Origin of the sequence: Pseudomonas entomophila (genome assembly GCF_023277925.1) — a bacterium.
In the GTDB taxonomy this organism is placed as follows: Bacteria; Pseudomonadota; Gammaproteobacteria; order Pseudomonadales; family Pseudomonadaceae; genus Aquipseudomonas; species Aquipseudomonas entomophila_D.
This window is the reverse complement of the sequence record NZ_CP063832.1, coordinates 1,520,266-1,545,473: the sequence shown is the minus strand read 5'-3', so window position 1 is coordinate 1,545,473 and position 25,208 is coordinate 1,520,266. Positions and strand designations below refer to the sequence as shown.

The 25,208-nt window shown below is 62.3% G+C and carries 19 protein-coding genes and 3 pseudogenes; 9 read left to right on the top strand and 13 right to left on the bottom strand.

What is annotated here, in order from left to right:
- Genes IM733_RS06775 through qhpG form a run of 3 tightly spaced genes read left to right on the top strand, consistent with a single transcriptional unit; the run spans nucleotide 1 to nucleotide 3,692 of the window.
- Nucleotides 1–1,728, top strand: coding sequence for an ABC transporter ATP-binding protein (locus IM733_RS06775; RefSeq protein WP_248920133.1), 1,728 nt, complete (start codon nucleotides 1–3; stop codon nucleotides 1,726–1,728).
- The gene (qhpE, locus tag IM733_RS06770; protein WP_248920132.1) at nucleotides 1,718–2,380 is read left to right on the top strand and encodes a subtilisin-like serine protease QhpE; all 663 of its coding nucleotides are present in this window, start codon (nucleotides 1,718–1,720) and stop codon (nucleotides 2,378–2,380) included. The genes IM733_RS06775 and qhpE overlap by 11 nt, the downstream gene beginning before the upstream one ends.
- Nucleotides 2,373–3,692 carry a flavin-dependent monooxygenase QhpG gene (gene qhpG / locus IM733_RS06765; protein WP_248920131.1) on the top strand — a complete coding sequence of 440 codons (1,320 nt, stop codon included), beginning with the start codon at nucleotides 2,373–2,375 and terminating at the stop codon, nucleotides 3,690–3,692. Before qhpE ends, qhpG begins: the two co-directional genes overlap by 8 nt.
- A gap of 86 nt (nucleotides 3,693–3,778) precedes the next feature.
- Here the strand turns inward: qhpG and IM733_RS06760 are convergent, their stop codons facing one another.
- Entirely contained in the window at nucleotides 3,779–4,567 is a 789-nt protein-coding gene (locus IM733_RS06760) for a formate/nitrite transporter family protein (protein WP_248920130.1), read from the bottom strand.
- A 308-nt stretch (nucleotides 4,568–4,875) separates the two neighbouring features.
- Here IM733_RS06760 and IM733_RS06755 point away from each other — a divergent pair, with 308 nt between their 5' ends.
- Complete coding sequence (locus IM733_RS06755; protein WP_248920129.1) at nucleotides 4,876–5,814, top strand: Dyp-type peroxidase; 939 nt, start codon at nucleotides 4,876–4,878, stop codon at nucleotides 5,812–5,814.
- 27 nt (nucleotides 5,815–5,841) lie between these two features.
- Here IM733_RS06755 and IM733_RS06750 read toward each other — a convergent pair whose 3' ends face one another.
- Nucleotides 5,842–6,672, bottom strand: coding sequence for an alpha/beta fold hydrolase (locus IM733_RS06750; RefSeq protein WP_248920128.1), 831 nt, complete (start codon nucleotides 6,670–6,672; stop codon nucleotides 5,842–5,844).
- A gap of 115 nt (nucleotides 6,673–6,787) precedes the next feature.
- On the opposite strand from IM733_RS06750, the gene IM733_RS06745 reads away from it, so the two are divergent.
- Nucleotides 6,788–7,222 carry a MerR family transcriptional regulator gene (locus IM733_RS06745; protein WP_248920127.1) on the top strand — a complete coding sequence of 145 codons (435 nt, stop codon included), beginning with the start codon at nucleotides 6,788–6,790 and terminating at the stop codon, nucleotides 7,220–7,222.
- Nucleotides 7,223–7,231: 9 nt separating this feature from the next.
- Here the strand turns inward: IM733_RS06745 and IM733_RS06740 are convergent, their stop codons facing one another.
- Nucleotides 7,232–8,197, bottom strand: coding sequence for an acetoacetate decarboxylase (ADC) (locus tag IM733_RS06740; protein ID WP_248920126.1), 966 nt, complete (start codon nucleotides 8,195–8,197; stop codon nucleotides 7,232–7,234).
- 177 nt (nucleotides 8,198–8,374) lie between these two features.
- Here IM733_RS06740 and IM733_RS06735 point away from each other — a divergent pair, with 177 nt between their 5' ends.
- From IM733_RS06735 to IM733_RS06720, 4 genes are all read left to right on the top strand, one after another.
- Nucleotides 8,375–9,058: a type 1 glutamine amidotransferase domain-containing protein gene (locus IM733_RS06735; RefSeq protein ID WP_248920125.1), complete on the top strand. Its 684-nt coding sequence runs from the start codon at nucleotides 8,375–8,377 to the stop codon at nucleotides 9,056–9,058.
- Nucleotides 9,059–9,380: 322 nt separating this feature from the next.
- Nucleotides 9,381–10,922 carry a catalase KatB gene (gene katB, locus IM733_RS06730; RefSeq protein ID WP_248920124.1) on the top strand — a complete coding sequence of 514 codons (1,542 nt, stop codon included), beginning with the start codon at nucleotides 9,381–9,383 and terminating at the stop codon, nucleotides 10,920–10,922.
- 58 nt (nucleotides 10,923–10,980) lie between these two features.
- Complete coding sequence (locus IM733_RS06725; protein WP_432760396.1) at nucleotides 10,981–11,541, top strand: ankyrin repeat domain-containing protein; 561 nt, start codon at nucleotides 10,981–10,983, stop codon at nucleotides 11,539–11,541.
- Between the two features lie 74 nt (nucleotides 11,542–11,615).
- Nucleotides 11,616–12,395 carry a DNA-binding protein gene (locus IM733_RS06720; protein ID WP_248920123.1) on the top strand — a complete coding sequence of 260 codons (780 nt, stop codon included), beginning with the start codon at nucleotides 11,616–11,618 and terminating at the stop codon, nucleotides 12,393–12,395.
- Nucleotides 12,396–12,586: 191 nt separating this feature from the next.
- On the opposite strand, the gene IM733_RS06715 is transcribed toward IM733_RS06720, so the two are convergent.
- The 10 genes and pseudogenes from IM733_RS06715 to IM733_RS06675 all read right to left on the bottom strand — a co-directional run bounded on the left by IM733_RS06715 (nucleotide 12,587) and on the right by IM733_RS06675 (nucleotide 25,191).
- Nucleotides 12,587–15,466, bottom strand: a complete 2,880-nt coding sequence (locus tag IM733_RS06715) for an RHS repeat domain-containing protein (RefSeq protein ID WP_248920122.1) — start codon at nucleotides 15,464–15,466, stop codon at nucleotides 12,587–12,589.
- Nucleotides 15,467–15,693: 227 nt separating this feature from the next.
- A complete protein-coding gene (locus IM733_RS06710) occupies nucleotides 15,694–16,677 on the bottom strand; it encodes a fatty acid desaturase family protein (protein ID WP_248920121.1) in 984 nt (327 codons plus the stop codon).
- 63 nt (nucleotides 16,678–16,740) lie between these two features.
- Nucleotides 16,741–17,673: a GNAT family N-acetyltransferase gene (locus tag IM733_RS06705; protein ID WP_349292557.1), complete on the bottom strand. Its 933-nt coding sequence runs from the start codon at nucleotides 17,671–17,673 to the stop codon at nucleotides 16,741–16,743.
- Nucleotides 17,674–18,217: 544 nt separating this feature from the next.
- Nucleotides 18,218–19,027, bottom strand: a pseudogene (locus IM733_RS25660) (methyl-accepting chemotaxis protein); the annotation flags it as partial.
- A 48-nt stretch (nucleotides 19,028–19,075) separates the two neighbouring features.
- Nucleotides 19,076–19,258 (bottom strand): annotated as a pseudogene (locus IM733_RS25655) (HAMP domain-containing protein); the annotation flags it as partial.
- 816 nt (nucleotides 19,259–20,074) lie between these two features.
- Nucleotides 20,075–20,605, bottom strand: a pseudogene (locus IM733_RS06695) (potassium transporter TrkG); the annotation flags it as partial.
- Between the two features lie 876 nt (nucleotides 20,606–21,481).
- Nucleotides 21,482–22,285: a glycine betaine ABC transporter substrate-binding protein gene (locus tag IM733_RS06690; protein WP_248920118.1), complete on the bottom strand. Its 804-nt coding sequence runs from the start codon at nucleotides 22,283–22,285 to the stop codon at nucleotides 21,482–21,484.
- A 115-nt stretch (nucleotides 22,286–22,400) separates the two neighbouring features.
- Complete coding sequence (locus tag IM733_RS06685) at nucleotides 22,401–22,727, bottom strand: putative quinol monooxygenase (RefSeq protein ID WP_248920117.1); 327 nt, start codon at nucleotides 22,725–22,727, stop codon at nucleotides 22,401–22,403.
- Nucleotides 22,728–22,956: 229 nt separating this feature from the next.
- Nucleotides 22,957–24,084: a major royal jelly family protein gene (locus IM733_RS06680; protein WP_248921130.1), complete on the bottom strand. Its 1,128-nt coding sequence runs from the start codon at nucleotides 24,082–24,084 to the stop codon at nucleotides 22,957–22,959.
- A 99-nt stretch (nucleotides 24,085–24,183) separates the two neighbouring features.
- A complete protein-coding gene (locus tag IM733_RS06675) occupies nucleotides 24,184–25,191 on the bottom strand; it encodes a zinc-binding alcohol dehydrogenase family protein (RefSeq protein WP_248920116.1) in 1,008 nt (335 codons plus the stop codon).
- Nucleotides 25,192–25,208 lie beyond the last annotated feature (17 nt).

Here is a 25,208-nt window from a genome sequence, read left to right as displayed (position 1 = left end):
ATGGGGGGATTGTTCTCGCGGCTGATCGCATCGAGCGACCCCGCGCTGATGCGCAAGGCGCTGGTTTGGCTGTACAGCTTCGTGCGCCCGCAGCGGCGTGCCATTGCTGTGCTGCTGGGGTTGTCCTTCGCGGCGTCGCTGCTGGTGCTGGTGCAGCCCTGGCTGGTCAAGACCTTGATCGACGAAGGGCTGCTGGCCCGCGACTACCAGACGCTGTGGCACATGGCGGCCATCATGATCGCCGCCGGCCTGTTCGGTACGTTGCTGTCGGGTGTCAACCGCTACCTGCACACCCGGCTGTCCGGGCGCATCCTGTTCGCCTTGCGCGACGACCTGTACCGTCACCTGCAACAGCTGTCTCCAACCTTCTACGGCCAGCGTCGCACCGGCGACATCCTCTCGCGGCTGGACGGTGATGTCGCCGAGATCCAGCGCTTTGCCGTGGACTCGCTGTTTTCGGCGGTGTCAGCGGTGATCGGGCTGGTGGGGGCGGTGGCCCTTATGTTGATGCTGTCCTGGCAGCTGTCGCTGCTGCTGGCCTTGCTGATTCCGCTGGAGGTGTTGTGGTTGCGCTGGATGCGGCGCAAGGTCGAGCGGGAAGTGCGCAGCCTGCGCGAGCGCTCGGCGGATGTCTCGTCGTTCCTGGTCGAGACCCTGCCGGCGATGAAGTTCATCCAGGCGTCCGGCCAGCAACCGCGCGAGGCCGAGCGCCTGGAGGGGCTGGGGCAGGGCTACATGAGCCAGCTGCTCAAGGTACAGCTCACCGAGTTCTTCACCCAGGCGGTGCCTGGCACACTGACCTCCTGGTGCCGTGCCTGTGCCTTCCTGGTCGGTGGCTGGTGGGTGATCCAGGGCACCTGGCAGCTCGGTGCGCTGATCGCGTTCTCCACGTATCTGGGCATGGCCGTGGGGCCGGTGCAGAGCCTGCTGGGGTTGTATGTGGCGGTGCAGCGCATGGCAGTCAGCCTTGGGCGGGTCATGGAGCTCAAGCGAGAACCGCTGGCGGTGCGGGAAACCGACGCACCGCGATCTATCCCCGATGGCCCCGGCGAGCTGTGCCTGGAACGTGTGCGGTTCGTCCACGACCAGCGCCAGGGCGGCGTGCTCCAGGGCGTCGACGTGCGGCTGCCGGGTGGCCTCAAAATCGCCATCAGCGGCGCCTCGGGCGTCGGCAAGTCAACCCTGATCGACCTGCTGCAACGGTTCTACGACCCCCAGGAGGGACGCATTCTGCTCGACGGCGTCGACTTGCGCGAACTTGACCTGCAAGCCCTGCGCCGGCGTATTGCCGTGGTCAGCCAGGATATCGTGCTGTTCCGTGGCACCCTGGCCCACAACCTGGCCTACAGCACCCCGCTGGCCACCCGCGCGCAACTGCAGGAGGTGGTGCGCCTGACCCGCCTGGACAGCCTGGTGCAAAGCCTGCCGCTGGGTCTGGATGGGCTGCTCGGTGAGCGCGGTCAGCAACTTTCCGGTGGGCAGAAACAGCGTATCGCCATCGCTCGCGCGCTGCTCCAGCAGCCGGCGATCCTGGTGCTCGACGAGGCCACCTCGGCGGTGGACGAAGCCACCGAGCGCGAAGTGATCGCTGCCATCGACCAACTGTTCGCCGACCGCACACGGATCTTCATCAGCCACCGTGCCTCGACCCTGGCCGATGCCGACCTGCACCTGGAACTGCGCGACGGCCTGCTGCTTGCCAAGGAGCCCATCGACAATGCCCCGTGAACTGCGTGTTGGCGTGGTCGACAGCGGGTGCCTGGCGGGGCAGTTGTTGTTCGCTGCACGACGGTTCTGGCTGGAGGACGGCCTGCTTCAGGAGGGTGAGGCCCAGCCGGACGCGCTCGGCCATGGCAGCGCCGTGCTCGAACGCATTCGCGCCGAGGCCGGCACAGTCCCTTTGATGATGGCGCAGGTATTTACCCAACAAGGGAGCACCAGCGCCCTGCAGGTGGCCGCCGCGCTGCTGTGGCTGGTGGAAGAGGGCGCGAGCGTGATCAACCTGAGCCTGGGCCTGCAACAGGACCGCCCGGTGCTGCGCCAGGCCTGTGCCGCCGCCCAGGCCGCCGGCGTGCTGCTTTGCGCCTCGAGCCCGGCACGCGGCGCGGCGGTTTACCCGGCCAGCTACCCCGGTGTGATAAGGGTTACCGGGGACGCGCGTTGCGCACCCGGCCAATGGTCCTGGCTGGGTACCGCCCAGGCCGACTTCGGCGCCTTCGTCGGCGCGAACGGCGGCGCGGGTGCCAGTCAGGCCTGCGCGGCGTTGTCCGGGCGCATCGCGGCGTTGCTGCACGACAGGCCAGGGCTGGATCGCGTCGCGCTGTTGCAATGGCTCAAAGCCCATGCGGCATTCACCGGCGCTGAGCGCAAAAATGAGTGAGCAACGCATCCTGGTGCTAGGCGCGGGACCTGCCGGCGCGGCGACGGCATTGGGCCTGCGACGCTTGGGCTACCCGGTGACGGTAGTGTCCGACTGGCGCCGCTTCGCCGCGGTCGAAGGCGTTTCGCAACGCGTCTTGGAGGGCCTGCGCCATGCTGGCCTGGGCGCCGCCTTGGCGCAGGCCGCCACCCCGGCCGAGCGGCAGGTGCATTGGAATGGCGAGCAACTGCGGCTGAACCAGGAGTTCTTGCTCGACCGCCAGCGGTTCGACCAGGCCCTGCGTGATGATTTGCACCGTGCGGGCGTTACGCTGATCGAAGGCCGGGTTCGCGAAGTGCGCGTGGATGCAGGCCACCAGGTACGCCTGGATGACGGCCAGTTGCTGCACGCCGATTTCCTGGTCGAGGCCCGTGGCCGCCAGGCGCCGTTGGCCAACGGGCGGGTGCGCGGCCCGGAGACGGTGAGCCTGCTCAATGTCTGGCAATCCGCGCCCGGCTTGCCGGCGTCGGCGGTGGAGAGCCTGGACGATGGCTGGGCATGGATGGCGCGCCTGGCCGATGGTCGCTGCTACTGGCAGGTCACCCTGGACGCGGCAACGGCCGAGTTACCGGGCAAGGCGGCGCTGGCTGACTACTGCGCCGAGCGTCGGGGGCGTTCGGCGCTGGTCGCCCACTTGTTCGATGGGCAGGCCCTGGTGCCCGCCAGCGTTCACGCGCGCAGCAGCACGGCGATCCTGGCGGGCGACTGCGGTGGCAAGGATTGGTTGCGAGTTGGAGATGCGGCGATGGCAGTCGACCCGCTTTCGGGCAACGGGATCTTCCAGTCGCTGTCGTCGGCCTTGCAGGCGCCCGTGGTGATCAACACTTTGCTCCAGCACCCGGCGCGCGCCGAGTTGGCGCAGCGTTTCCACCAATCGCGCATCGAGCAACTGTTCATGCGTTTTGCCCGGATCGGCCGGGACTTCCATGCTCAGGAGCGATCACGAGCCGCTGCGCCATTCTGGGCGCGGCGCAGTGCGTGGCCGGACACGCAGCCAATCCATATGCCAGCTGACTGGGGCAGTGTGCGGGTCGAGTCTCGGCCGGTGTTGCGTGGCGCGCTGGTGGAGGAGGCACAGGTGGTGGTCACGGCGGACCAGCCGCTGGGTATCTGGCACCTGCAGGGTATCGAGTTGGCGCCGTTGGTGCAGGCCATCCAGGCTGGGCAAGGTATGGACGGCTGCCTGAGTAACTATTCAGAACAGCAGCGCTTGATGCTCAAGCGCTGGTTGGCCGAGCAAGGCCTCGGTATTGCGGTTGATCGCGCCCTGTAGGAGCCGGCTTGCCGGCGAACACCGGCGAAGCCGGTGCCTGGCACCGTGTTGCCAGGTTCGCCGGCAAGGCCGGCTCCTACAGAGGATCAATTTAGCGCTTGCTGCTCCTGGGCCGGGATGGCGTAGGAAACGTAATAAGCCAGGCCCACGAAGATCGCCCCGCCCACCGCATTGCCCAGGAACACCGCCACCAGGTTCTGCACCAGTTGGCCCCAGCTCAGGTACCCGGCGAAGATCGCCGCCGGAATCAGGAACATGTTCGCCACCACGTGCTGGAAGCCGATGGCGACGAAGGCCATGATCGGGAACCAGATCCCAAGGATCTTGCCGCTGACTTCGCGGCTGGCGTACGACAACCACACCGCCAGGCACACCAGCCAGTTGCAGCCGATACCGGAAATGAAAGCATGCAGGAAGTCGGCGCTGACCTTGCTGGTCGCCGCCGCGAGGGTCTTGCTCAGGTAGGGCCCTTCGGCGAGCCCCAGCAGGTGCCCGAAGCAATAGGCCACGAACAACGCGCCCAGCAGGTTGGCCAAGGTCACCAGCAGCCAGTTGCGGGCGACCGCGCCGAAGCGAATGCGCCCGGCGAACATCGCCAGCGGCAGGCTCATCATGTTGCCGGTCAACAGCTCACCGCCTGCCAGGATCACCAGGATCAGGCCGATGGGGAACACCGCAGCGCCCAGCAGGTTGCCGAACGACGCCCAGGGCCCTGGGATCATCGTGCTGACGTGGATCGCCAGCAGGAACCCAAGGGAGATGAACGCACCCGCCAGGAAACCCAGGATCAGGACCGCGCGGGTGGGGAGGAGGGCCTTCTTGGCACCGGCTTCGATGACCAGTTCAGTGATCTGGGAGGGGGCATTGACAGACATTTCGACAACTCGGACGCAGGGACACAGGCACGGTCGATGGGTAGGCCGTGGGTCGTATTTATAGGGGCTGGAACAGCTCAGGTGCAGGCAGGCGGACTCGGCGGTAACTTCAGCAAGCGTCGCTCATTATCTGGGGCAAATTGACGCAGTCAAATCGATAGGCTGGATCGACTGATAGATATCATCTATGAGGGCATTGTCCGAGGATAAACTGTGCTATACCACACAGGCCGTGATGTTATTCCGCCCGTTGTCTTGCGGGCAATTACATGACTTCACATAAGCCTGTATTAAAAGGTGCGCATTATATGGACGACAACGCAACAGAGCCCCAGGCGGTCGACAGCCCGATCACCCGTAGTGCGATCTTCCTGGTGGCAACGCTCAACCCCGGCGATGACAACCGTGACCGCGTGCGAGGGCTGTGTGGCGATATCGCCGCCCTGGTGCGTTCCGTGGGCAAGCGCGTGCCGTCGGGCAATCTTTCCTGCGTCATCGGGTTTGCTGACAGGGTATGGGAAGGGATGTTCGGGCTGCCGAAACCCGCGGGGTTGCACGGTTTCCGGGAGTTCGGCGAGGGCGAGCGCGTTGCTGTCGCCACGCCGGGCGATCTGCTGCTGCACATTCGGGCCGAACACATGGACCTGTGTTTCGAACTGGCATCGCAACTGATCAAGCGCCTGGGTTCAGCCGTGACCGTGGTCGATGAGGTGCAAGGCTTCCGTTACTTCGACATGCGCAGCATCATCGGCTTCGTCGATGGCACCGAGAACCCAAGTCCGCGGGAAGTGGAGAAGTTTACCCTGGTCGGCAATGAAGACCCTGAATTTACTGGCGGCAGTTATGTACTGGTGCAGAAGTACCTGCATGACATGGCGGGCTGGGAAAAGTTGTCCACCACCGAGCAGGAGCTCATTATCGGCCGTACCAAGTTGTCCGATATCGAGTTGGACGATGAGGTGAAACCCAGTTGTTCGCACAGTTCGCTGACCACCCTCGAAGAAGACGGCAAGGAGATCAAGATACTGCGCGACAACATGCCCTTCGGTCGCCCCGGTGCCGGTGAGTTTGGCACTTACTTCATTGGTTATGCCCGCTCGCCCGCGCCGATCGAGCAGATGCTGGAGAACATGTTCGTCGGCAAGCCACCGGGCAACTACGACCGCTTGCTCGACTACAGCCGTGCGGTCACCGGTGGCTTGTTCTTCGTGCCGTCGGTGGATTTTCTTGAGCGGTTCGGCGAGTAGGGGCGAGCAACGCCCGCCCCAAATCCTTCAGCTGCGGATGAACGCCAGCAGGTCGGCATTGATCACGTCGGCGTTGGTGGTGGGCATCCCATGGGGGAAGCCGGCGTAGGTCTTCAGCGTGCCGTTGGGCAGCAGCTTGGCGGACAGCGGCCCGGAGTTTTCGTAAGGCACGATCTGGTCGTCGTCACCGTGCATCACCAGCACCGGGATCGTGACTTTCTTCAGGCTTGCGGTGAAGTCGGTCTGGGAGAAGGCGACGATGCCGTCGTAGTGGGCGATGGCGCAGCCCATCATGCCCTGGCGCCACCAGTTGAGCACCACACCCTGGTCCGCCTTGGCGCCCGGGCGGTTGTAGCCGTAGAACGGGCCGGCCGGGATGTCGTGGTAGAACTGCGCCCGGCAGGCCTTGAGCTGGGCTTGCAGGCCATCGAACACCGACTTGTCGAGGCCGCCCGGGTTGCTGGCGGTTTTCACCATGATCGGCGGGACGGCACTGATGATGGCGGCTTTCTTGACCGGGTCCTCGGTGTGCCGGGCAATGTAGTGGATGACCTCGCCGCCACCGGTCGAGTGCCCCACGTGGATGGCGCCTTGCACGCCCAGGTGCTGTACCACCGCTGCCACGTCGTCGGCGTAGTGGTCCATGTCGTGGCCGTTCCACACTTGGCTGGAGCGCCCGTGGCCGCGGCGGTCATGGGCGACGACGCGGTAGCCCTGGGCCAGGAAGAACAGCATCTGCGCATCCCAGTCGTCGGCGCTCAACGGCCAGCCGTGGTGGAAGAAGATGACCTGGGCATCGCGGGGGCCCCAGTCTTTGTAGAAGATCTCGACACCTTCTTTTGTCGTGACGTATCCCATTTCGCTTCTCCTGTTCGAGGTTTGCGGACTACACATGTGGTGCGGAGCCACTTGGCCACGCCGCCACTGTAGGATTAAAGTGCGCTTTAAGGTCAACGCGTTTTCAAGGTGCCAGATGAGAATAGGAGAGCTTGCAAGAATTACCGGCCTTGCGCCCTCACGGATTCGTTTCTACGAAGCCAGCGGGCTGATCCGCACGGTCGGGCGCAAGGCCAATGGCTACCGTGACTACACCGACGATGCGGTGTGGGTGCTGGAAATGATCACCAGCGCCCAAGCGGCGGGCTTTTCCCTGGAAGAGATTCGCCAGTTGCTGCCGGTGAACGCCAGTGGCTGGCAGCATGGCGAACTGCTCGACGGGCTCAAGCGCAAGGTCGAGGAGATCGACTTGCTGCAGCAGCGCCTGGCGCGCAACAAGGCGCAGTTGCTGCTGGTGATCGACGGCATCGAGAGCAAGCCTGAAGGCATGCTGTGCGTGGACAACACCCAGCGGGTGCTGGACCGCTTGCGCGAGGACATCGTCGCGAGCAAGGCCGGCGGCGGCAACTGACCCGGCGCCTCAGTCGTCCTTGCCCAGCAATGCCAGTGGCCTGGGCGCGTAGAGCGCGCTCTGGAACGCCGGCACGTACTCGTACTTGACCATCTTGCCCAGGCCCAGCGAGCGGATGTAGGTCGACAGGCTGCCATCGCCCAGCTGCATCTGTACCGAATCCGCGCTCGTGCTGGTGGCATGGCGGGTCTGCCGGGAAGTGGCGTAGCCGTAGGTCAGCTGGCCGGCGTGGTTCAGGTTGGTGAAGCTGTTGGTCACCAGGCCGACGTCGTTGGACACCTCGTCGAGTTTGTTCGCCTTGAACACCACATCCACCTTGCCGGTCTGGCTGTCGACGATGTCGTAGGTCACCGTGCCTGCGTCTTCATGGCGGTCGATGCCCGTCAGCCACTTCGGCAGGTTATAGCCGACCACACCACGCACCCGGGCCAGCTCGGTGTTCACCGGCAGCTTCAGCACATAGCCCCAGAAGTCCTTCGACATCGATTGCCCGATCAGCGTGAGGGGGCCCAGGTTCGCCTTGCCCGGCTGGTTGGTGATGATCGACAGGGCGACCTCGTTGTAGCTGTCGTTGTCGCAGTAGTCGTAGGTGTAGGCGGTGAACGCCACCAGGCCGCGCCCTGGCCAGACCTGCAGCGGCTGCACCTGCTCCAGCACCTTGGCCGGGATCAGGGCGCGCAGGCGCTCGAGGTCGGCGGTGTACACCGCGGTGACCCGGCTGTTGCGGTAGTAGAAGTTCGGCGAGTAGGACGTGAAGCCGATATCGACCTTGGTCTTGGGCAAGGTCTTGAACCAGCTCAGGTCCAGCTCTGGTGCCTGCGCCTGGATCACCGACAGGGGCGGGTTGGAACGGTAGCGGTCGTAAAGCCCGCCCTTGAGGACGGGCACCGGGTGGCCGGCGATGTCGATCACCGTGGTGTCGGCGGTGTCCGCCAGTGCGCTGCCTGCGTAGGGCGCCAGGAGTATGCCGGCCATTGCCGCAACAGTTGCAAGTTTCACAGTTCGAGCTCTCCAGGGTTGAATGCAGGATCACCCTAACGTTCAACTCAACTTTAATGTCAAGCGCCGATTCGGCGTGCCGCCTTGCTCTTGACCTTGAAGTTGACTTGAAGGCTAACGTGAGAGGTACCGATCACCCGCAGGAACCGCTCCATGACCAAGCGCATCGTGCATGTTGTCACCAACGTCGCCCATTACGCCGACCCGAACGATCCGACCGGGCTGTGGCTGGGGGAACTCACCCATGCCTGGCACGTGTTCGCGGCCAAGGGCTACGAACAACGCCTGGTGAGCCCGAAAGGCGGCAAGACGCCGCTGGAGCCGCGCTCGCTGAAATGGCCATTGCTCGATGGCACGGGCAAGGCCTGGTTGAACGACCCGGCAAGCAGGGCGCTGCTGGACAATACCGCCAAGCCTGACGATCTGGTGGCGGCCGATTTCGATGCCATCTACTTCACCGGTGGCCATGCCGTAATGTGGGATTTTCCGGACGATCCGGGCCTGCAGCGCCTGACGCGCGAGATCTACGAACAGGGTGGCGTGGTTGCCTCGGTGTGCCATGGTTACTGCGGCCTGCTCAATACGCGACTGTCCGACGGCAGCCTGTTGGTGAAGGGGCGGCGCCTGACCGGCTATGCCTGGATCGAGGAAGTGCTGGCGGGCGTCGCGGGTAAGGTGCCCTACAACGCCGAGGCGTTGATGCGCGAGCGCGGCGCACGTTACGAGAAGGCATTGTTGCCGTTCACCTCCAAGGTGGTGGTGGACGGGCGCCTGGTCACCGGGCAGAACCCGCAGTCGGCCAAGGCCACGGCGCAGCAGGTGGCAGCGATGCTTTGAGGGTTGGGCGCCGCTGACGCGACGCATCGCGGATGAATCCGCTCCTACACCTGTAACAACATGCAACGAAGCGAATGTTCATCTGGTGCGCCGGCCTGTAGGAGCGGATTCATCCGCGATGCGTCTTACGGGCGGAGCTCGATGTTCGGTGCCTGCCATCCTCTCGTCGGACTGTCCGCCCATATATCCGAAACGAATATACATAGCCATAAAAGTTACCAATCGAACTGATATGGAGTATCAATTTAGCGATCGCGACTCACTTCCTTACCCTCTGTCAGGCGCACCAAAGACGCCTGATAGAGCCATTAGGAGTAGATTCATGATCCCTTCCCTCAAACTGTTCCAACCCGGCCGCCTGTTGGTAGCGGCCAGCCTCGCCGCCAGCCTGCTGTCGATGTCCGTGCAGGCTGCCACCCTGACCCGCGACAATGGCGCCCCGGTGGGTGACAACCAGAACTCGCAGACCGCCGGCCCCAACGGTTCGGTGCTGCTGCAGGACGTGCAACTGCTGCAGAAGCTGCAGCGCTTCGACCGCGAGCGCATCCCCGAGCGCGTGGTGCATGCCCGCGGCACCGGTGCCCACGGCCAGTTCACCGCCAGCGCCGACATCAGCGACTTGAGTATGGCCAAGGTGTTCCGCCCCGGCGAGAAGACCCCAGTGTTCGTGCGCTTCTCCTCGGTGGTGCACGGCAACCACTCCCCCGAGACCCTGCGCGACCCGCGCGGCTTCGCCACCAAGTTCTATACCGCCGACGGCAACTGGGACCTGGTCGGCAACAACTTCCCGACCTTCTTCATCCGTGACGCGATCAAGTTCCCGGACATGGTCCACGCCTTCAAGCCCGACCCGCGCACCAACCTCGACGACGATTCGCGCCGTTTCGATTTCTTCTCCCATGTGCCTGAAGCTACCCGCACCCTGACCCTGCTGTACTCCAACGAAGGTACCCCGGCCAGCTACCGCGAGATGGACGGCAACAGCGTGCACGCCTACAAGCTGGTCAACGCCAAGGGCGAGACGCACTACGTGAAGTTCCACTGGAAGAGCCTGCAAGGGCAGAAGAACCTCGACCCGAAACAGGTCGAGCAAGTCCAGGGCCGCGACTACAGCCACATGACCCACGATCTGGTCAGTGCGATCGGCAAAGGCAACTTCCCGAAATGGGACCTTTACATCCAGGTGCTCAAGCCTGAAGAGCTGGCCAAGTTCGACTTCGACCCGCTGGACGCCACCAAGATCTGGCCCGGCGTGCCCGAGCGCAAGGTCGGCCAGATGGTGCTCGACCGCAACGTCGACAACTTCTTCCAGGAGACCGAGCAGGTCGCCATGGCGCCGTCGAACCTGGTGCCGGGCATCGAACCATCCGAGGACCGCCTGCTGCAGGGGCGTCTGTTCGCCTACGCTGACACCCAGATGTACCGGATCGGCGCCAATGGCCTGAGCCTGCCAGTCAACCGCCCGCGCGCCGAGGTCAACAGCATCAACCAGGACGGCGCGATGAACGCTGGCCACACCGACAGTGGCGTGAACTACCAGCCAAGCCGCCGCCAGCCGCGCGATGAGCAGGCCAGCGCCCGCTACGTATCGACCCCGCTCAGTGGCAGCACCCAGCAGGCGAAGATCCAGCGCGAGCAGAACTTCAAGCAGACCGGTGAGCTGTTCCGTTCGTATGGCAAGAAGGATCAGACCGACTTGATCAACAGCCTGGGCGCTGCGCTGGCGACTGCGGACGAGGAGAGCCGCTACATCATGCTGTCGTTCTTCTACAAGGCCGACAGCGATTACGGCACGGGCCTGGCCAAAGTGGCCAAGGCTGACTTGAAACGGGTCCAGCAGTTGGCGGCCAAGCTGCAGGACTGATGGGTGACTCACGAGCGGGCCTTCGGGCCCGCTCTTCATTGCTTCGGAGGTAACCGCCATGCGTGGATGGACAGCGGCCGTTGTACTTGGCCTGTTCGCTGGCACAGCACTGGCCGAGGAGCCCCCTCAGCCGGCAGAGCAGGGCATGGCCGTCGAGCAACGCTTGCGCGACTACTTTTTCGACGCGTCGCGACGCGGCGACCAGGCCATGCTGCAGACATTCATCGAGGCTGGGTTCGACCTGAATGTGCACGACGCGAAGGGTTATACCGGCCTGATCCTGGCGGCCTATCACGGCCAGGGCCAGGCAGTGCAGCAACTGCTGGAAGCCGGTGCCGACCCTTGCGTGCAGGATTTTCGCGGCAACACGGCACTGATGGGGGCCATCTTCAAGGGCGAGGTACGTATTGCCCGGCGCCTGATTGACGCCCCCTGTAGCCCCGACCAGCACAATGCCTCTGGGCAGACGGCGGCGATGTACGCCGCGCTGTTCCAGCGCACCGAGGTGCTGCAGGCCCTGGAAGCGCGGGGCGCCGACCTCGATGCGCGGGATGCCATGGGCAACACCGTGGGCAGCCTGCAACGGGGCGAGGTGAAGGGCACACCTGCGGCACCTTGATATCCCCTGCGCACAGGTGCAAAATTCGTGTAATTACATGGTACGTACCATGGTATGAAACCTCAGGAGCGAACATGGCCAGGACCGGGATAGACAAGGCAGCAGTGCAGCGTGCGCGGCAGTTGTTGATTGCCCGGGGCGAGCATCCGAGTATCGATGCTGTACGTATCGAATTGGGCAATACCGGCTCGAAAACCACGATTCATCGTTATCTGAAAGAGCTGGAGCCGGTGAGCCTCAACGGCATGACCAGCCTCAGCGAACCGTTGAGCAAGTTGGTGGAGCAACTGGCGACACAGCTGCAGGAGGAGGGGCAGGCACGCATCGATGCCGCCCAGGCAGAGGTGGACAACCAGCGCCGGGTGCTGGCGTCGCAACTGCAGCTGGCCCGGCAGGCCTTGGGTGAACTGCAGGTGCGCCTGACGGATAAGGAAGAACAGGTCCGCTCATTGGAAGAAAAGCACCGCCAGGCCCATGAAGACATCGAGCATTTGCGTGCCAGCAACCGAGAGCAACGCGAACAGGACCAGCGCCGCCATGAGACCCAGGTTCGCCAGTTGCAGGGGCAACTGCAGACCGTTCAATTGGGCATGAACGCTCGCCAGGAAGAGCTGACTCGCCTGCACCGTGACAACGAGCGACTGCAAGCCGAGCAACGCCAGGCGCAGTCGGAGCGCAAGGTGATGGGTGAGCAGCTGGAACAGCGCGATGCCCAGGTGCAGGGCTTGCGCGCCATCCTTGCCCAGGCCCAGGGCGCGAGCGAGGAGATGCGCCGGCAACTGGAGGCGGAACGTGAACGCTGTGCCGAGCAGGACAGGCAGCTGGCGCTCTTAGGGGCGGGCACTCATCCATAGGCGCCTGCTTCGCGGGTAAACCCGCTCCTGCTGGGACCGTGCCAACTGTGATGCAGCGCCCCGGCGTTATCAACGACGAAACTTTCTCGAATAAGGCGAAGGCCCTCAATGATTGGCGCCGGAACCTCAATCATTGACGGCCTTGCCTTGAGCAAGGGAAGGGTAAGCGCTCCCTGCAGGCTTCCCGCTTTTTACTGTTTACGCTGGTCGTATTTGGCTATGACCCGCCTTCCTCTCTCCAGCGCTGCCTCCGTCCGACTGACGTGCTTGTCGAATGAGCTCCTTCTGATGAAAGGGAGGTGGCCAAGATGCACGTCCGTGGGAAGACCTATATCCCCGGTCGGACTCGTGCCCAAAGGATCTACCCAAAAGCTCTGATCTATAGCCTTGCCATGCCTGTTGAAAGAGTCGTCGACTCGCTCGACATATTCCTTGAACTTTGATTCGTATTCATCAAGCTCTGCAGCAAATTTTCTAATCACTTGTTCTTTGGTGGTATTTTTGGCTTCATTTAATTTTTTGCCGGCTTTGTAAATCCCTGTGAATGGCACGGAGCCCGGAATGGCGGTGCCGACCGCAGCTTCCGCAACAGTATCAAGCGCTGTGTTTAGAACCTTGTCGGTTATCTTATGACCGATAAATTCCTTGTTCGCATACTTATTTACCACATCTATGGTCTGCTGCGAAAATTTATGCGTTTCCTTCACTAGCTCTTTGGTCATGCCCATTTTTGGAACAGGATCGTAAGGAGGCGCCACTGCTTTAACTACTTCTTTGGTCGCCGTGCCGACAACGAAGGCGGCGGGGCCAAAAACTGGGAATGCCATAATCGTAACCAGTGATGAAACCGCACCGCCCACGACCTCTACTATGCCCATCGAAAATGTGCTGTAAGTCAGCGTGGCGCTCTTGGAGCGCACGAAATTACCTACTTCCACAGAGGTCTTATTGATTATTTTAGAAGACGCTTTTATGCCAGTGTATGTGTGGTAAACTTCTTCTCGGCTATGGTGTCGCGCTAGCGCTTCCTTTTTTTCATCTTTGGAGGTTGGTGATAACCCATCGGTATCGTTTAACGTCGCGGGGTTATTTCGGACCATTCGATACAGGTTCAGCCCATCCACTGTCCCCGCCGGGTCCGCACTCAGCCAACGCCCCAGCCAGGGCTGGTAATAGCGATAGCCGTAGTAATACAGCCCGGTCGCGTCTCGCTCTTTACCGGAGTAGCGCACAGTCTTGTAATCCGCTTCCACTTTGCGATGCGGTAACCACACCGAGGTTTCCCCGTAGGGGTAGTACTCTTCCTGGCTAATGATTTCGGCGTTTGTATCCAGCTCCAGGCCGACGCTGCCGATCAGGTCGGTATAGCTATAGCGAATCGCGTCGTTAGCCATGCCCGGGGGCAGACCGGTTTCCCAGTGCAGCACCCGCACCTGGGCGCTGCCGGCGGCGCCGACGATGATTTCGTGCCGCGACGATTCCACGGTCGTGTCGCTGTAGTGAGTGCGCAGTTCCAGCCCCGGCAGGTAGAGCACGTGGCTGTGGCGCACGGTCCCGGCGGTCAGTTCCGAGCGACGCTTGACGACTCGCTGGCTGCCGGCGTCGTAGCGGTAGGTCTCTTCATCGGCCGCGAGGCTGGCACGGGCGATCAGCACGGCCCGCGCCAGTTCGCCCCGGCTGGTCCATTCCAGCAACTGAGCCGCCTGCAACTGGCGTTGATTGCCCGCAGCGTCGAAGTACGTATCGACCTGTGTTGGGTCTTCCGTGACGTCTTTGGACACGGCCCGATTGCTCCGGTCGGACACCGTCAGCTCGATCGTGTAGCTGTTGGCGCCGGCGCCAGCGCCGGGGTTATGGTTGAAGCCGGTCAGGTTGCCGCCACGGTCATAGTGGTAGTGGCGCACATAGTTGACGAGGGTGCCGTCGTTGGTTGGAAGCGGGAGGGTGGTCGAGCGTTGTTTCGGCGGGCGTCTGGCGATGTCGAGCAGTTCGCGGCCAGTGGCACTGACCAGTTGGTACAGGGTGTCGTAGGTGTAGTGGTGTTCGGGATCGACCTTCTGGTTACGGTAGAAGCGTGTCGCTTCCGCGTCATTGTGCAGTTCCAGCACATTGCCCACGGGGTCGTAGGCGTAGCGCAGGTCTTGCAACCGTTTTGCATCGGCTGGCCGCACCGCCAGGATATGAACCAGACGCTGGGTGCGGGGTTCGTAGGTGAAGGTGGTGACCACGCCGTTGCCATGCTCCACGCGCAGCTTCTGCCCAGCGGCCGAGTATACGACGGACTTGAGGATGACCTGTTCGGCGCCGCCGTTGATGGTCAACCGGCTGTTGGCCAGTTGCCCGGCGATATCGTGGGCCAGGCGCTGTTTGTGCCCGCAGGCGTCGGTCTGTTCGAGCAAGGTACCGGTGGCGTCGTAACGGCCCGAGGTGGTGTAGGCCTGCGGTGCCAGCAGGCGTTGCCAGGCGGCCTCGTCCGCGCCCTGCCAATCGGATTCGCCGTCGGCGGCGAGCAGCTGGCGCGTGGTCGACAAAGGCGTAGCGGTCAGTGCGATGTAGTCGGTCCCCAGGCTACCGGCGGTATCGAAGTGCCGCAGGCATGCGCCGGCCAGGTTACGGCCCTTGGCCGCCTGGTCGGGGCCGGCCCAGAGGAAGCGTTCGGCGATGCGGGGCGTTTCTCCCAAGGCGCCTTCGGTGACATGCACCGGCCGCCCGGCGAGGGGCGCCGGTTCATAGAAGTGATAGCGCGCGACGTCATTGGCGCTGAGCTGCATCAGCGGGCGCCCGCCGACATCGTTCAGCGCGAGGGAGCGGCCGGCGTCGACACTGTCGGTGCGCAGCGTTTCACCGGCCATGGACAGGTGATAGGTGAAGTTGGGGGCGGGTAGGCGGGGGTCGATGCTTTCGACGGGATGGCCGACGGCATCGAACCGGTGGCGGGTGATGCGCTCGTCGATGTCGACAGGTGAATCCGGGGGGCGGTGGTAGACGATCTGGCGCACGGCCAGCCCACGGTTGTCGCGGACCGCCACCGTTGGCGTGCCGTGGTGCAGTGAGTGATCTGAGTTTTTCATCCTGGTCTCCTTGACTTGACCCTGCCGCAGTGAGGGCGGCAGGCAGTTACAGGTTAGTCGAGATCAGAACGTGCTCCTGCGGGGCCGGCTTGCCGGCGAACATCTCAGCCATTTGGGTTCGAGGAAGGCGAGTGTCTCGTGGATGAATCCGCTCCTACAGTACGGCGTGTGCAACCAGGGTAAGCGGCTTTAGCCGCGATGCGCCGCGCGAGCGGCGCTCGCATGGGTCAGGCGCGATGGTCGAAGAAATGGCCCATCAGTTTCAACAGCGGCCTGCGCCGATTCTTTCTGGAGAAGTCCCACTCGTTGAGCTGTGATGCCGCCGGGCTGCCGTCCTGCTCGTGCAGCATGCGGTGTGCCTCGGGCAGCCGGTACCATGGCACCGAAGGGAAGGCGTGGTGCACGATATGCAAGTTGAAGTTGAGGATCACGAAGCGCGACCATACCGGCACGCTCTTGCAGTCGTGCGACACACGGTCCTGCTCCCAGAACTGCAGGCGCTCGCCATCTTTTGCGAGCAGTGGGGCCTCGGCGTGGTGGGGCAGGTTGACCAGCTCCACGATCAGGGCCAGGAACAGCCAGATGATCAGGTAGAACAGCGCCAGGTCGGCCAGATGACCGAACGCCCAGGCAGCGACGGCCACCACCAGGTAGCCCAGCAGGTACAGGCGGGCGAAACGAATCTCCTTGAGGATGCGCGGCGAGTCGTCGCCCTGGGCCCGGGCAATGAACGGCGCACGCCAGTTCAGCAGGAAATGGTTGACGGCGATCATCGGCAGCCAGTGCTTCCACATGAACTCCAGGGTGCGTTCCTGTTTCTTGGTCATGACCGCGAACCGCTCGATCATCCCGCGGTTCTCTGGGTCGTTGAGTGGGTGCGCGGTCCAGGTGTGGTGGGCCATGTGGAAACGCCGACGGACCAGGAACGGCAGGGCGATCAACCAGCCGTTGAAGTGGCCGATGATGTCGTTGAGTCGACGATTGTCCGAAGTCGCGCCATGCAGGGCTTCGTGCAGGATCAGGTACAGCTGCACAGTGGCCAGGCCCGCGACCAGCAGGCCCAGAATCTGCAGCACGGTGGATTCACTCAGCCAGAAGTTCCACGCCAGTACCAGCAACACCAGGTCGGCAATCCACAGCATCACGGTCCAGGGCTCTTTCGCGCCATCGGGGATCTGCTTGCGTACGACTAGCCATTGGTCTTTTGTCATTGTCTGAATACTCCAGTCTTCATCCGTTGCGGGATGGGAATGCACGGTAAGTAAGGGGCGCTTTCATTGCAGGGCGATGCCACAGAGGCTGTCAGCCAGCTTCGCGTAGGCTTGGTCGAAGAACGCCACCTCATCATCGAAGCCATGGCTGCGAGGCGCGTCGGCGAACACTTCGAAGACCAGCAGGATGCAGTCGTAGCGAACACCGCCCTCCAGGTGCCAGGCCGGCAGGTAGGCGGTGATCGCAAAGCCCAGGCCGAGCAGGCCGGCGAGCAGTTCCAGCTTGTCGGCGAGGATATGCACGCTGAAGTACTGCACCTGGGGATGCCGCTGGAGGAGGGTTGTGAGTGCCCGCAACGTTGCTTGCTGCGTCAGGTTGTCGCCGACATGGCCGGACACCATCAGTGCATTGGCGTCCGGGTCATGGTTGAAGCGCAACGGGCCGAGGGTTTCGGCACCGGGTGGGCCGCTCAGGCAGGTGGCCGGATAGGTGCCGGGCGGTGGGGTGAGCCGCAATGCGTCATATAGCCTGGCGATGATCGGGCCGGCTACGCCGGTATGCGCATACCCAGGCGCGACATGCAAGAAGCCTTCCTGCGCCGGGGGGAGCAGGGCGGTCAGGTGGTACTCCCTGATGCCGTCGACCTTGTCTGGCCCGCCGTCGTGCCCCACCAGCACGCCCGGCCTGATTTTCTTCATCAAGGCATGGCTGGCAATGTTGCGCGTGACATAGAAACCCAACTCCATGGGCTGTGCTCGATGGCGCTTCAGGCCGAGCCTGACCAAATTTGAAATGGCACCGGTTCTGCGCGCGGCCGGGTGGACCACACCATGGGACATTTCCCAGGACTGGTTCCAGGGCCGGCGAGCGACACAACAGCAACCGACAAGAAAACTGTCGAGCTCGGCGACAAACCATTGCTGTTGCCCGGAGTCCATTGAACTGCGGATATAGTCCGGGCTTTGGCAGGGGTGAGTGGTTTGCCCGTAGACCATCTGGAATAACTGGGCCAGTCGCGGAATATCGTTGATCTGGCCTGGGCGGTAATCAAAGGCATCAGTACGTGTTTCGATGTCCACGGGAGTGGGCACGGACTTATGCAGTACGTTTATCAAGGTCATGGCACACCTGAATATATTTATTGGCGGCAGGTGAACACTGTGATTACCCAGGGAAAATCACAGGCACGCGCAGAAGCAAGCGCAGTCAAAGCTGTCGAGAGCCCTCAGGTAGCAAGGGCTACAGCCAAGTGGCGACCAATAAATTCGAGGTAGGCCAGGTGTCGCGGATATGCTTCATCCATGAGCAAAAACATCATGTCGTTCCTGACGGTAGTGTGAATATCGAAGTGGCAAACCGGACTCCTTCCAGTTGCCGAGAAGGGAATATATAGCGTTGAGGCGCACTGTCAAATATATTCGCTGACCATAACTCGAATACGTGTTGGTGTTATCTGCCGAGTATCTGACTGAGTTATTTGCCGCGATGTCCAATATGTGTTGTCTATAAGGGCAGGGTGCCCGCAGGCACCCGATCCTCTCATACGCGAAAGCGCGAAACGCTGGCTTGCATGCCCTGCGCGATGTCACCCAGGCGCTGTGCGGTAGAAGCCAGCTGCCGTGTGGTTTCAGTGCTCTCCCTGGACATCCGCGCGATCCGTTCGACTTGTTGCGCGACTTCCTGGCTGGCCAGGGTCTGCTCGCCAATGGTGTGGGAGATTTCCTCCACCACCGAGGCGGCCTGGCGCGCGCCTTCACGAATCTGCTGGATGGAGGCCCCGGCCTGGGTGGCCAGTTCCACACCGGCACGCACTCGGGTGACGCCGGTTTGCATGCTTTGCACCGCGTTGCCCGTGCTCTGGCGAATGCGCTCGATCATGTCGGCGATCTCACGTGTCGACTGTGCCGTGCGCGCGGCCAGGCCGCGCACCTCGTCGGCGACCACGGCAAAGCCGCGGCCGGCGTCGCCCGCCCGCGCCGCCTCGATGGCCGCGTTGAGCGCCAACAGGTTGGTCTGCTCGGCGATGGTGTTGATCACCTGGACGATGGAATAAATTTCCTCGGAGCTTTGCCCCAGCACCGTGATGGTCTCGGACGAGCGGTGCACCGCTTCATCGATGCCCTGCATGCCGCCCACGACATTCAGGATGACTTCACCGCCATCGCTGGCCAGGCGCTCCGACTGACCGGAGATCGACTGCGCATCGCGAGCATGCTCGGCGATCTGCGACAGGTTGGCGATCATCTGCTCGGTGGCCGAGGCCATGCTCACCGCGCTTTCCGACTGCTGGCTGGTGCGCTCGACCAGGCCGCGCGACGCCTGGCCCAGCTCTTCGGCGACGTCGTGCAACTGCTGGTTTTCTTCGTGGATCGCCTTGATCATGGCGCTCAGGCTGTCGCGCATGTCGGCCAGGGAGCGCAACAGGTGGCCGGTTTCGTCGCGATCGTGCACCCGTATCTCGGTGCTGAGGTCGCCCTGGGCGATCCGTTGGGCAACGGCCACGGTCTGGCGCAGGGGCTGCAACACCGAGCGCAGCAACAAGAATGTGCACAGCGACAGAACCAGCGTCGCCAGGACCATGCCCCCTATCAGCACGGCAATACCCTGATGAAGGGTCGCCTTGCTTTGCGCGCGGCTCTTGTCAGCGTTGCTCGCAATCAGGTCGCTCAGCGTGCTGTTGCGTTCCTCCAGTTCCTTGAACGCCTCCATGAAGGCGGGCAACTGAGTCTGCGCCTGTTCGGGGGACTTCAGGGCCAAATGGATGATCGACGTGGCGCTGGCGATGTAGTTGTCGAGCAGCGGGCCGAGTTCGCTGATGGCATCGTGCAGGTCCGCGTCCAGCGGCAGCTTGAGGTTGCTCTGGATCACGCTCTTGAACCATTTCGCATGCTCGTCGAGGTCGGCCAGTACCTGGTTGGCGGTATCGACGTCGCCAGGCTTGACCAGCAACGCGGCCAGTACATCGGCGCGCAGGGCATCGTGCATCATGTCGCCCTCCATGTGGTTGCGCAGGGCGGACATGCTGTCCTCGTTGCGCGTCAGCGCCAGGTTCTGGTCATGTTCGGCGAGCAGGCCGCTGCCACCGAGCAGCAAGGCGGCGAGGATGCTGACCAGACCGAAACCGATGGTTTTCTGCCGAATATCCATATCGAACGGCTCCATGAGGTAGGTCTGGTGAGCATAGATTGCTGGGTGCGATTCGCCGCATGACAAGCCGGTATCGTGTTGTGATGGGTGGAAAGGCAGGAGGGGAATTCAAGGCGTGATGAGGATGGCGCATCTTCATCTAAAGGGCGCAATAGCGATAAGAATATTCAAACGCACCATCCACCCACTGGCTCATACGCACTGCCACGCCTGGCAGGGTGAAGCGCATCGAATCGGCAGGATACATAATTAGAATCGCCAGAAAGCTGGAGAGACGAGAACCAGTACAGTGAGGATTTCGAGTCGTCCAAGCAACATGCCGATCGTCAGCAGCCATTTCGCAGCGTCCGACAACGAGGAGAAATTACCTGCAGGACCAATAATCGTTCCCAGCCCGGGCCCAACGTTGCACACGGCGGTGGCAGCCCCGCTCAACGCCGTCGTCCAGTCGAGCCCTAGCAGAGCAAGACCAAGGGCGATGACCGCGATGGTGATTGAGAAGAAGAACGAGAACGTCAACAGTGAGCGCACAATCTCTTCATCGATGGGGCGCCCATTGTATTTCTTCGAGATCATTGCCCGTGGATGAATCAACTGTTTCAGGTTGCTGACAAGCAAGGACGCGACCACCTGGAAACGGAATATTTTCAAACCGCCGGCCGTAGATCCTGAGCACCCACCGACGAACGTCAAGTAAAAGAACAGCAAGATGGCGAAGCTACCCCAGAGCGTGTAGTCACCCAAGGCAACGCCCGTTGTGGTCACAACCGAGGTCACATGTTAGGTCCAGTTTCTGCGTCCGCGCTTGGTAGATGCCTGTATATAACTCAACTAAATGAATATTTAGTTTAGTTATTCCTTTGGCTTATATGTAAAGGGTAGGGTACTAGAGCTTATCCCTCTATGCTATGCGGCCGTAGACTGTTGCTACTAGCAACACCTTCACACTTCAGCTCAACCCCAGAACTGAAGATGATCCTGATGGGCATTTGCGACTGCGTTCGAAGCCACCTGGTAATGGGCACGGCCTGTTTGATCTGTACACCGCGATTCCTGCAGAGCTGGCCAGCCAACTTCGTGCCATTTCGCAGAGCCTGGCACCTGGCTTCGAGTTGGAAAAATGGATAAGTACTGCCTCGAATCTGTTCGTCGGCACGCGGTACCCGTACGAAGCCGGTTCAGTTCAAGGCGTAGACCTGGACGTGTTGAAGCTCGCGCCGCATCTGGACCAGGTGCTGGACCGAATGACGCAACGTCGGCTTATAGGCCAGTAACGATCGTAATTTCGCGCCCGCGAAAATCGCAGTGCGATCTGGGTTCTGGAGTTCCACCGTGGAATTTTCACCGTGAAAACGATCGGGCACAGCTGCCGGCAGCGATCGACTTCAGATCTGCAGGGTGTTGCTAGTAGCAACACCTGGTGCCGGTGTAGCAGCCTGATTTTTCGCACCCGTAAAAATCGCACTGCGATCTGGCTTCCGATCTGGCCAACCTATGCCCCGGCAGCTCCATACGAAGGTGCGCATAATGTATATTATGTTAAATTACGTATTTCGCACGCACTTGCGCCTTGGCCTTTTGCCCGATCCCAACAACCTCCAGGGCCAGCGCCTTAATTGAGGACAGTCAGTAAACGCCATGCGTCGCCCAGTGCAGTCAGACCACCGGGCGCAGCCACGAAGCCAACATCTGCGGGTTTTTCTCGAACCAGGCTCTCGCCGCTTCGTCAGGGCTCAAGCCGCAGCGACTGACGCTATGATCGAGCTCGGCAACGATGGTGTTGTCCAGACGGATGTTGTCGAGTACCTGTAGTTGTGCGGCGCTAAAGGCCGAGAGCCGATCCTCTCGCGCTAGCAACACTGCCCGGTCGACACTACCCAGCAAGCCCTTGGGATCCTTGAGTTGGCGTATCCGATGGCCGTGGTGCAGGAACTGTGGGTGCCAGAGCGGCACTATCCCCCATTTGCCTTCACTCACCAGTTGTTCAAAGGCGGCGACGCATTGTTCCAGGGTCCCGGTGCGAAAACTGTACCCTGCACTTACCAGGTCATAGTCGACCATCATTTTCAGGGAAAACCGGGTAATACCGGCGCCCGCCCCTATACCTTGGATCTGTTTGTGCATGCGTGCGCTGACACGAGGATCCAGCAAGTCCTCCACCGAGGCGACCATCGACTCCGGGACGTAATCGGGAACCCCCCAAATTGCATAAGGCGTGTAGTGCAGCCCCAGCTCGCGGGTTGCTACCTGCTCTTCCACCTGTGCCTTGTAAAGCCCGTGGCTTGAAGGTATCCATGCCGACGCGAGCATGTCGATCACGCCCTCGCGCAACCGCTCGAAGTTGCGCTCGTGAGGTGCGCTCGAACGCTCCACCACGAACCCCATGCGTTGCAAGACCAGGGCCACGACCGCGGCTGTGGCGTGGTGAAAAGACAAGTCGGTGATGCCGAGCCTGACCATGTTTGCCCTCCTCTCTTGTGTGTGCCCATTCGCCAATGCTGCTGGCAGTAATGCCACAGTGGCCAGGGCCTGGATGAATTGTCTGCGTTTGACCGGTCGCATTACCTGGCCTCCCTCAGGGATGAGGCGCAACGGCAGATGACACCTGGTCAAGGAAGATCAGTTGCAACGGCTCCGCCAACAGTTGCTCGGCCTGCTCGGCAAACCGCTGGAAGTGAGCGGTGGCCAGGTGTGTGTCCAGGGCCTGCTGGTGGTCGAACGCCTCGCGCATGTAGAACGTCCCGGGCTCGTCGCTGCGCTCGAACAGCATGTAGTCTCGGTTGCCGGGCTCCGCCCGAGTCGGCTCGATCAAGTCCAGCAAGGCCGCTTTCAGTGCCGGTGCGTGGCCTGGCTTGGCCTTGAGGACTGCAAGGGAAACGAGGGGGTAGTCTTGTCGGTTCATATCAAGCTCCGGGTCAGTTGCAGGGAGCAGGCACGGTATTGCCTGCTCCAATGAGTGAATGAGTTTCACCGGGCATAGCTCCGGCAGTAAGCGGGGCTGTACGTCAACACGTTCACGACTGCCGTGAAAATGCCGGTCACATTTGCGTCAGCTGTGGCTTGCTGGTGTAGCGATAAAGCAAGTTGTGTTGACGAACGAGCAATCGCGCCCAGCTAATGGTGAGGGCAGCTCAGTGGGTCGGCGCTGGTGCCGCATCGATCCTCAGGCGCATCAAGGCGTAGGGTTTCTGCCGCAAGTCCCGCCCGCCCTGGAATAACGCCTGGCGGTGAAGTTGGTTGGCGATGAAGTACAGGTAGCCGTCAGGCCCGATCGACAGGGTATCGGGCCAGAGCAGCCGCGGATCATGCACCAAGGTCTGCCAGCGGCCATCCGGCCAGCGCTTGCGGATGGCGTTATGCTCGTAATCGCCGGCATAGACAGCGCCCTCGGCGTCGGCCTCCATTCCATCGGAGGCGCCCTTTTCACCGAGGTCCTTCACGGCTGCGGCAAGCTGTGTCTCGCTGATGGCCGGATCACGTAACAAGGCGGTGGACACGGCATACAAGTGCCGGCTCGACAGCGGCGTGAAGTAGAGCGTCTGCCCATCGGCCGACAAGGCGATGCCATCGGACGCCACCGACAATGGTTTCGATATGCCATCCGGCTGGCTTACCATCAGTGGCGTCCCCTCGACCACCGGGATAAAACCTGGTGCCACGGAGGTCGAGAGGGCACCACTGAGACGGCGCTCGGCGCGCCCGCTAGCGATGTCCATCACGATGATCGCCCCTGGACCGCGCAGCGAGGAGTCGGTCACATAGACCGTTCCCTCTGCGCCGTGGCGAAAGTCGAAGCGCATATCGTTGACGTAGGTGCTGGGCAACATCACGTTTTCCGGAAATACCAGCCGCTTGACGATGCGATTGGTCGCCAGGTCGACCGCGACCAGCTTCGCGCCTCCAGGGCGCGGGGCCTGAAACCCCGGCGCCGCGGTGTCCAGCAGCCAGACGCGGCCCCGGCCATCGGCCACCACGCTCTGCACGCTGATCAGCCCCTTTCCGGGGTCCTTCGGGTCCTCCTGATTCACCGACAGGTCCGGAAAGGGCCGGACCTCGCCGTTACGCAGCTCGCCGACGGTGAAAGGGACCCTGTCGCCCCAGCGCGGATAATTGACGAAGATGCGTCCGGTTTCGGTGACAGTGACGCCTGTTGGCATGGCGTCATGGAATGCATGGACCTGTTCGAGCTTGCCGAATGCCCGCTCCGCGGGTGCATGCGGGGAAAGCGCATTGGCATCGATGACCTGCGCAGAGGACATACCTGCCGTCAGTGCGGTACAGAGAAACACGGTTCGTTTAAGCATGCTTGCTCCTGGCGGACCGGATTGGCCGGTCCGCCGTTGTCTGTCAAATAGATTTCAGAAGCCTTCCAGAACGATCTTGCCGCGCGCCTTGCCACTCTCGACCAGCGCATGGGCACGGCGCATGTTGGCTGCATTGATGGCGCCGAAATGCTCGCCCAGAGTGGTGCGCAGAATGCCCTGGTCGATAAGCCCGGCCACGCGTTCGAGCAACGCGTGCTGGCGCACCATATCGTCGGTTTCATACAGCGAGCGGGTGAACATCAACTCCCAGTGCAGCGACAGCGACTTGCGCTTGAGCGGCATGACATCCAGCGTCTGCGGGTCGTCGATCACCCCCAGGCGGCCTTGTGGCCGCAGCACTTCAATCAGTTGCGCGAAGTGCTGTTCGGTGTGGGTGAGGCTGGCGACATGGCTGACCGACTCGATCCCCAGGGCCCGCAGTTGCTCTTGCAGCGGCGCACTGTGGTCGATGACGTGATGGGCGCCCAGTTCGCGCACCCAGTCTGCGGTCTCGGCGCGGGAGGCTGTGCCGATGACCGTCAGGCGGGTCAGTTGCCGGGCCAGTTGCACCAGCATCGAACCGACGCCGCCGGCGGCGCCAATGATCAGCAGGGTATCGCCCTCCCCGCCGCCCTCCACGATACCCAGGCGATCGAACAGCAGTTCCCAGGCGGTGATGGCCGTCAGCGGCAGCGCCGCCGCCTGCGCTGCACCCAAGCTGCGCGGTTGGTGCCCAACGATGCGCTCGTCGACCAGGTGATATTCGCTGTAGCTGCCGGGCCTGGCGATGGATCCGGCGTAGTACACCTGGTCACCTGGCTTGAACAGGGTTACCTGGGGCCCGACTTCGCGGACGATGCCGGCCGCGTCCCAGCCGAGTATTTTCGGCTCACGTGTGAAAGTGCCGGCGCGCACCTTGGTATCGACGGGGTTGACCGACACGGCCTTGACCTCGACCAGAAGGTCCCTGGGCCCAGGGCTGGGCTTGGGCATGAAGATGTCTTGAAGAGACGCAGGGTCTTCGATAGGCAAGCCGTTGTGGATGAAACTGATCGCTTTCATAGGCACTCGCTGCTGGA

Bases quoted from the DNA above. Each gene is read 5' to 3' on its own strand.
- IM733_RS06775 (WP_248920133.1), top strand. From the start codon at position 1: ATGGGGGGATTGTTCTCGCGGCTGATCGCATCGAGCGACCCCGCGCTG.
- qhpE (WP_248920132.1), top strand. From the start codon at position 1,718: ATGCCCCGTGAACTGCGTGTTGGCGTGGTCGACAGCGGGTGCCTGGCG.
- qhpG (WP_248920131.1), top strand. From the start codon at position 2,373: ATGAGTGAGCAACGCATCCTGGTGCTAGGCGCGGGACCTGCCGGCGCG.
- IM733_RS06760 (WP_248920130.1), bottom strand. From the start codon at position 4,567: ATGTCTGTCAATGCCCCCTCCCAGATCACTGAACTGGTCATCGAAGCC.
- IM733_RS06755 (WP_248920129.1), top strand. From the start codon at position 4,876: ATGGACGACAACGCAACAGAGCCCCAGGCGGTCGACAGCCCGATCACC.
- IM733_RS06750 (WP_248920128.1), bottom strand. From the start codon at position 6,672: ATGGGATACGTCACGACAAAAGAAGGTGTCGAGATCTTCTACAAAGAC.
- IM733_RS06745 (WP_248920127.1), top strand. From the start codon at position 6,788: ATGAGAATAGGAGAGCTTGCAAGAATTACCGGCCTTGCGCCCTCACGG.
- IM733_RS06740 (WP_248920126.1), bottom strand. From the start codon at position 8,197: ATGGCCGGCATACTCCTGGCGCCCTACGCAGGCAGCGCACTGGCGGAC.
- IM733_RS06735 (WP_248920125.1), top strand. From the start codon at position 8,375: ATGACCAAGCGCATCGTGCATGTTGTCACCAACGTCGCCCATTACGCC.
- katB (WP_248920124.1), top strand. From the start codon at position 9,381: ATGATCCCTTCCCTCAAACTGTTCCAACCCGGCCGCCTGTTGGTAGCG.
- IM733_RS06725 (WP_432760396.1), top strand. From the start codon at position 10,981: ATGCGTGGATGGACAGCGGCCGTTGTACTTGGCCTGTTCGCTGGCACA.
- IM733_RS06720 (WP_248920123.1), top strand. From the start codon at position 11,616: ATGGCCAGGACCGGGATAGACAAGGCAGCAGTGCAGCGTGCGCGGCAG.
- IM733_RS06715 (WP_248920122.1), bottom strand. From the start codon at position 15,466: ATGAAAAACTCAGATCACTCACTGCACCACGGCACGCCAACGGTGGCG.
- IM733_RS06710 (WP_248920121.1), bottom strand. From the start codon at position 16,677: ATGACAAAAGACCAATGGCTAGTCGTACGCAAGCAGATCCCCGATGGC.
- IM733_RS06705 (WP_349292557.1), bottom strand. From the start codon at position 17,673: ATGGTCTACGGGCAAACCACTCACCCCTGCCAAAGCCCGGACTATATC.
- IM733_RS06690 (WP_248920118.1), bottom strand. From the start codon at position 22,285: ATGGTCAGGCTCGGCATCACCGACTTGTCTTTTCACCACGCCACAGCC.
- IM733_RS06685 (WP_248920117.1), bottom strand. From the start codon at position 22,727: ATGAACCGACAAGACTACCCCCTCGTTTCCCTTGCAGTCCTCAAGGCC.
- IM733_RS06680 (WP_248921130.1), bottom strand. From the start codon at position 24,084: ATGTCCTCTGCGCAGGTCATCGATGCCAATGCGCTTTCCCCGCATGCA.
- IM733_RS06675 (WP_248920116.1), bottom strand. From the start codon at position 25,191: ATGAAAGCGATCAGTTTCATCCACAACGGCTTGCCTATCGAAGACCCT.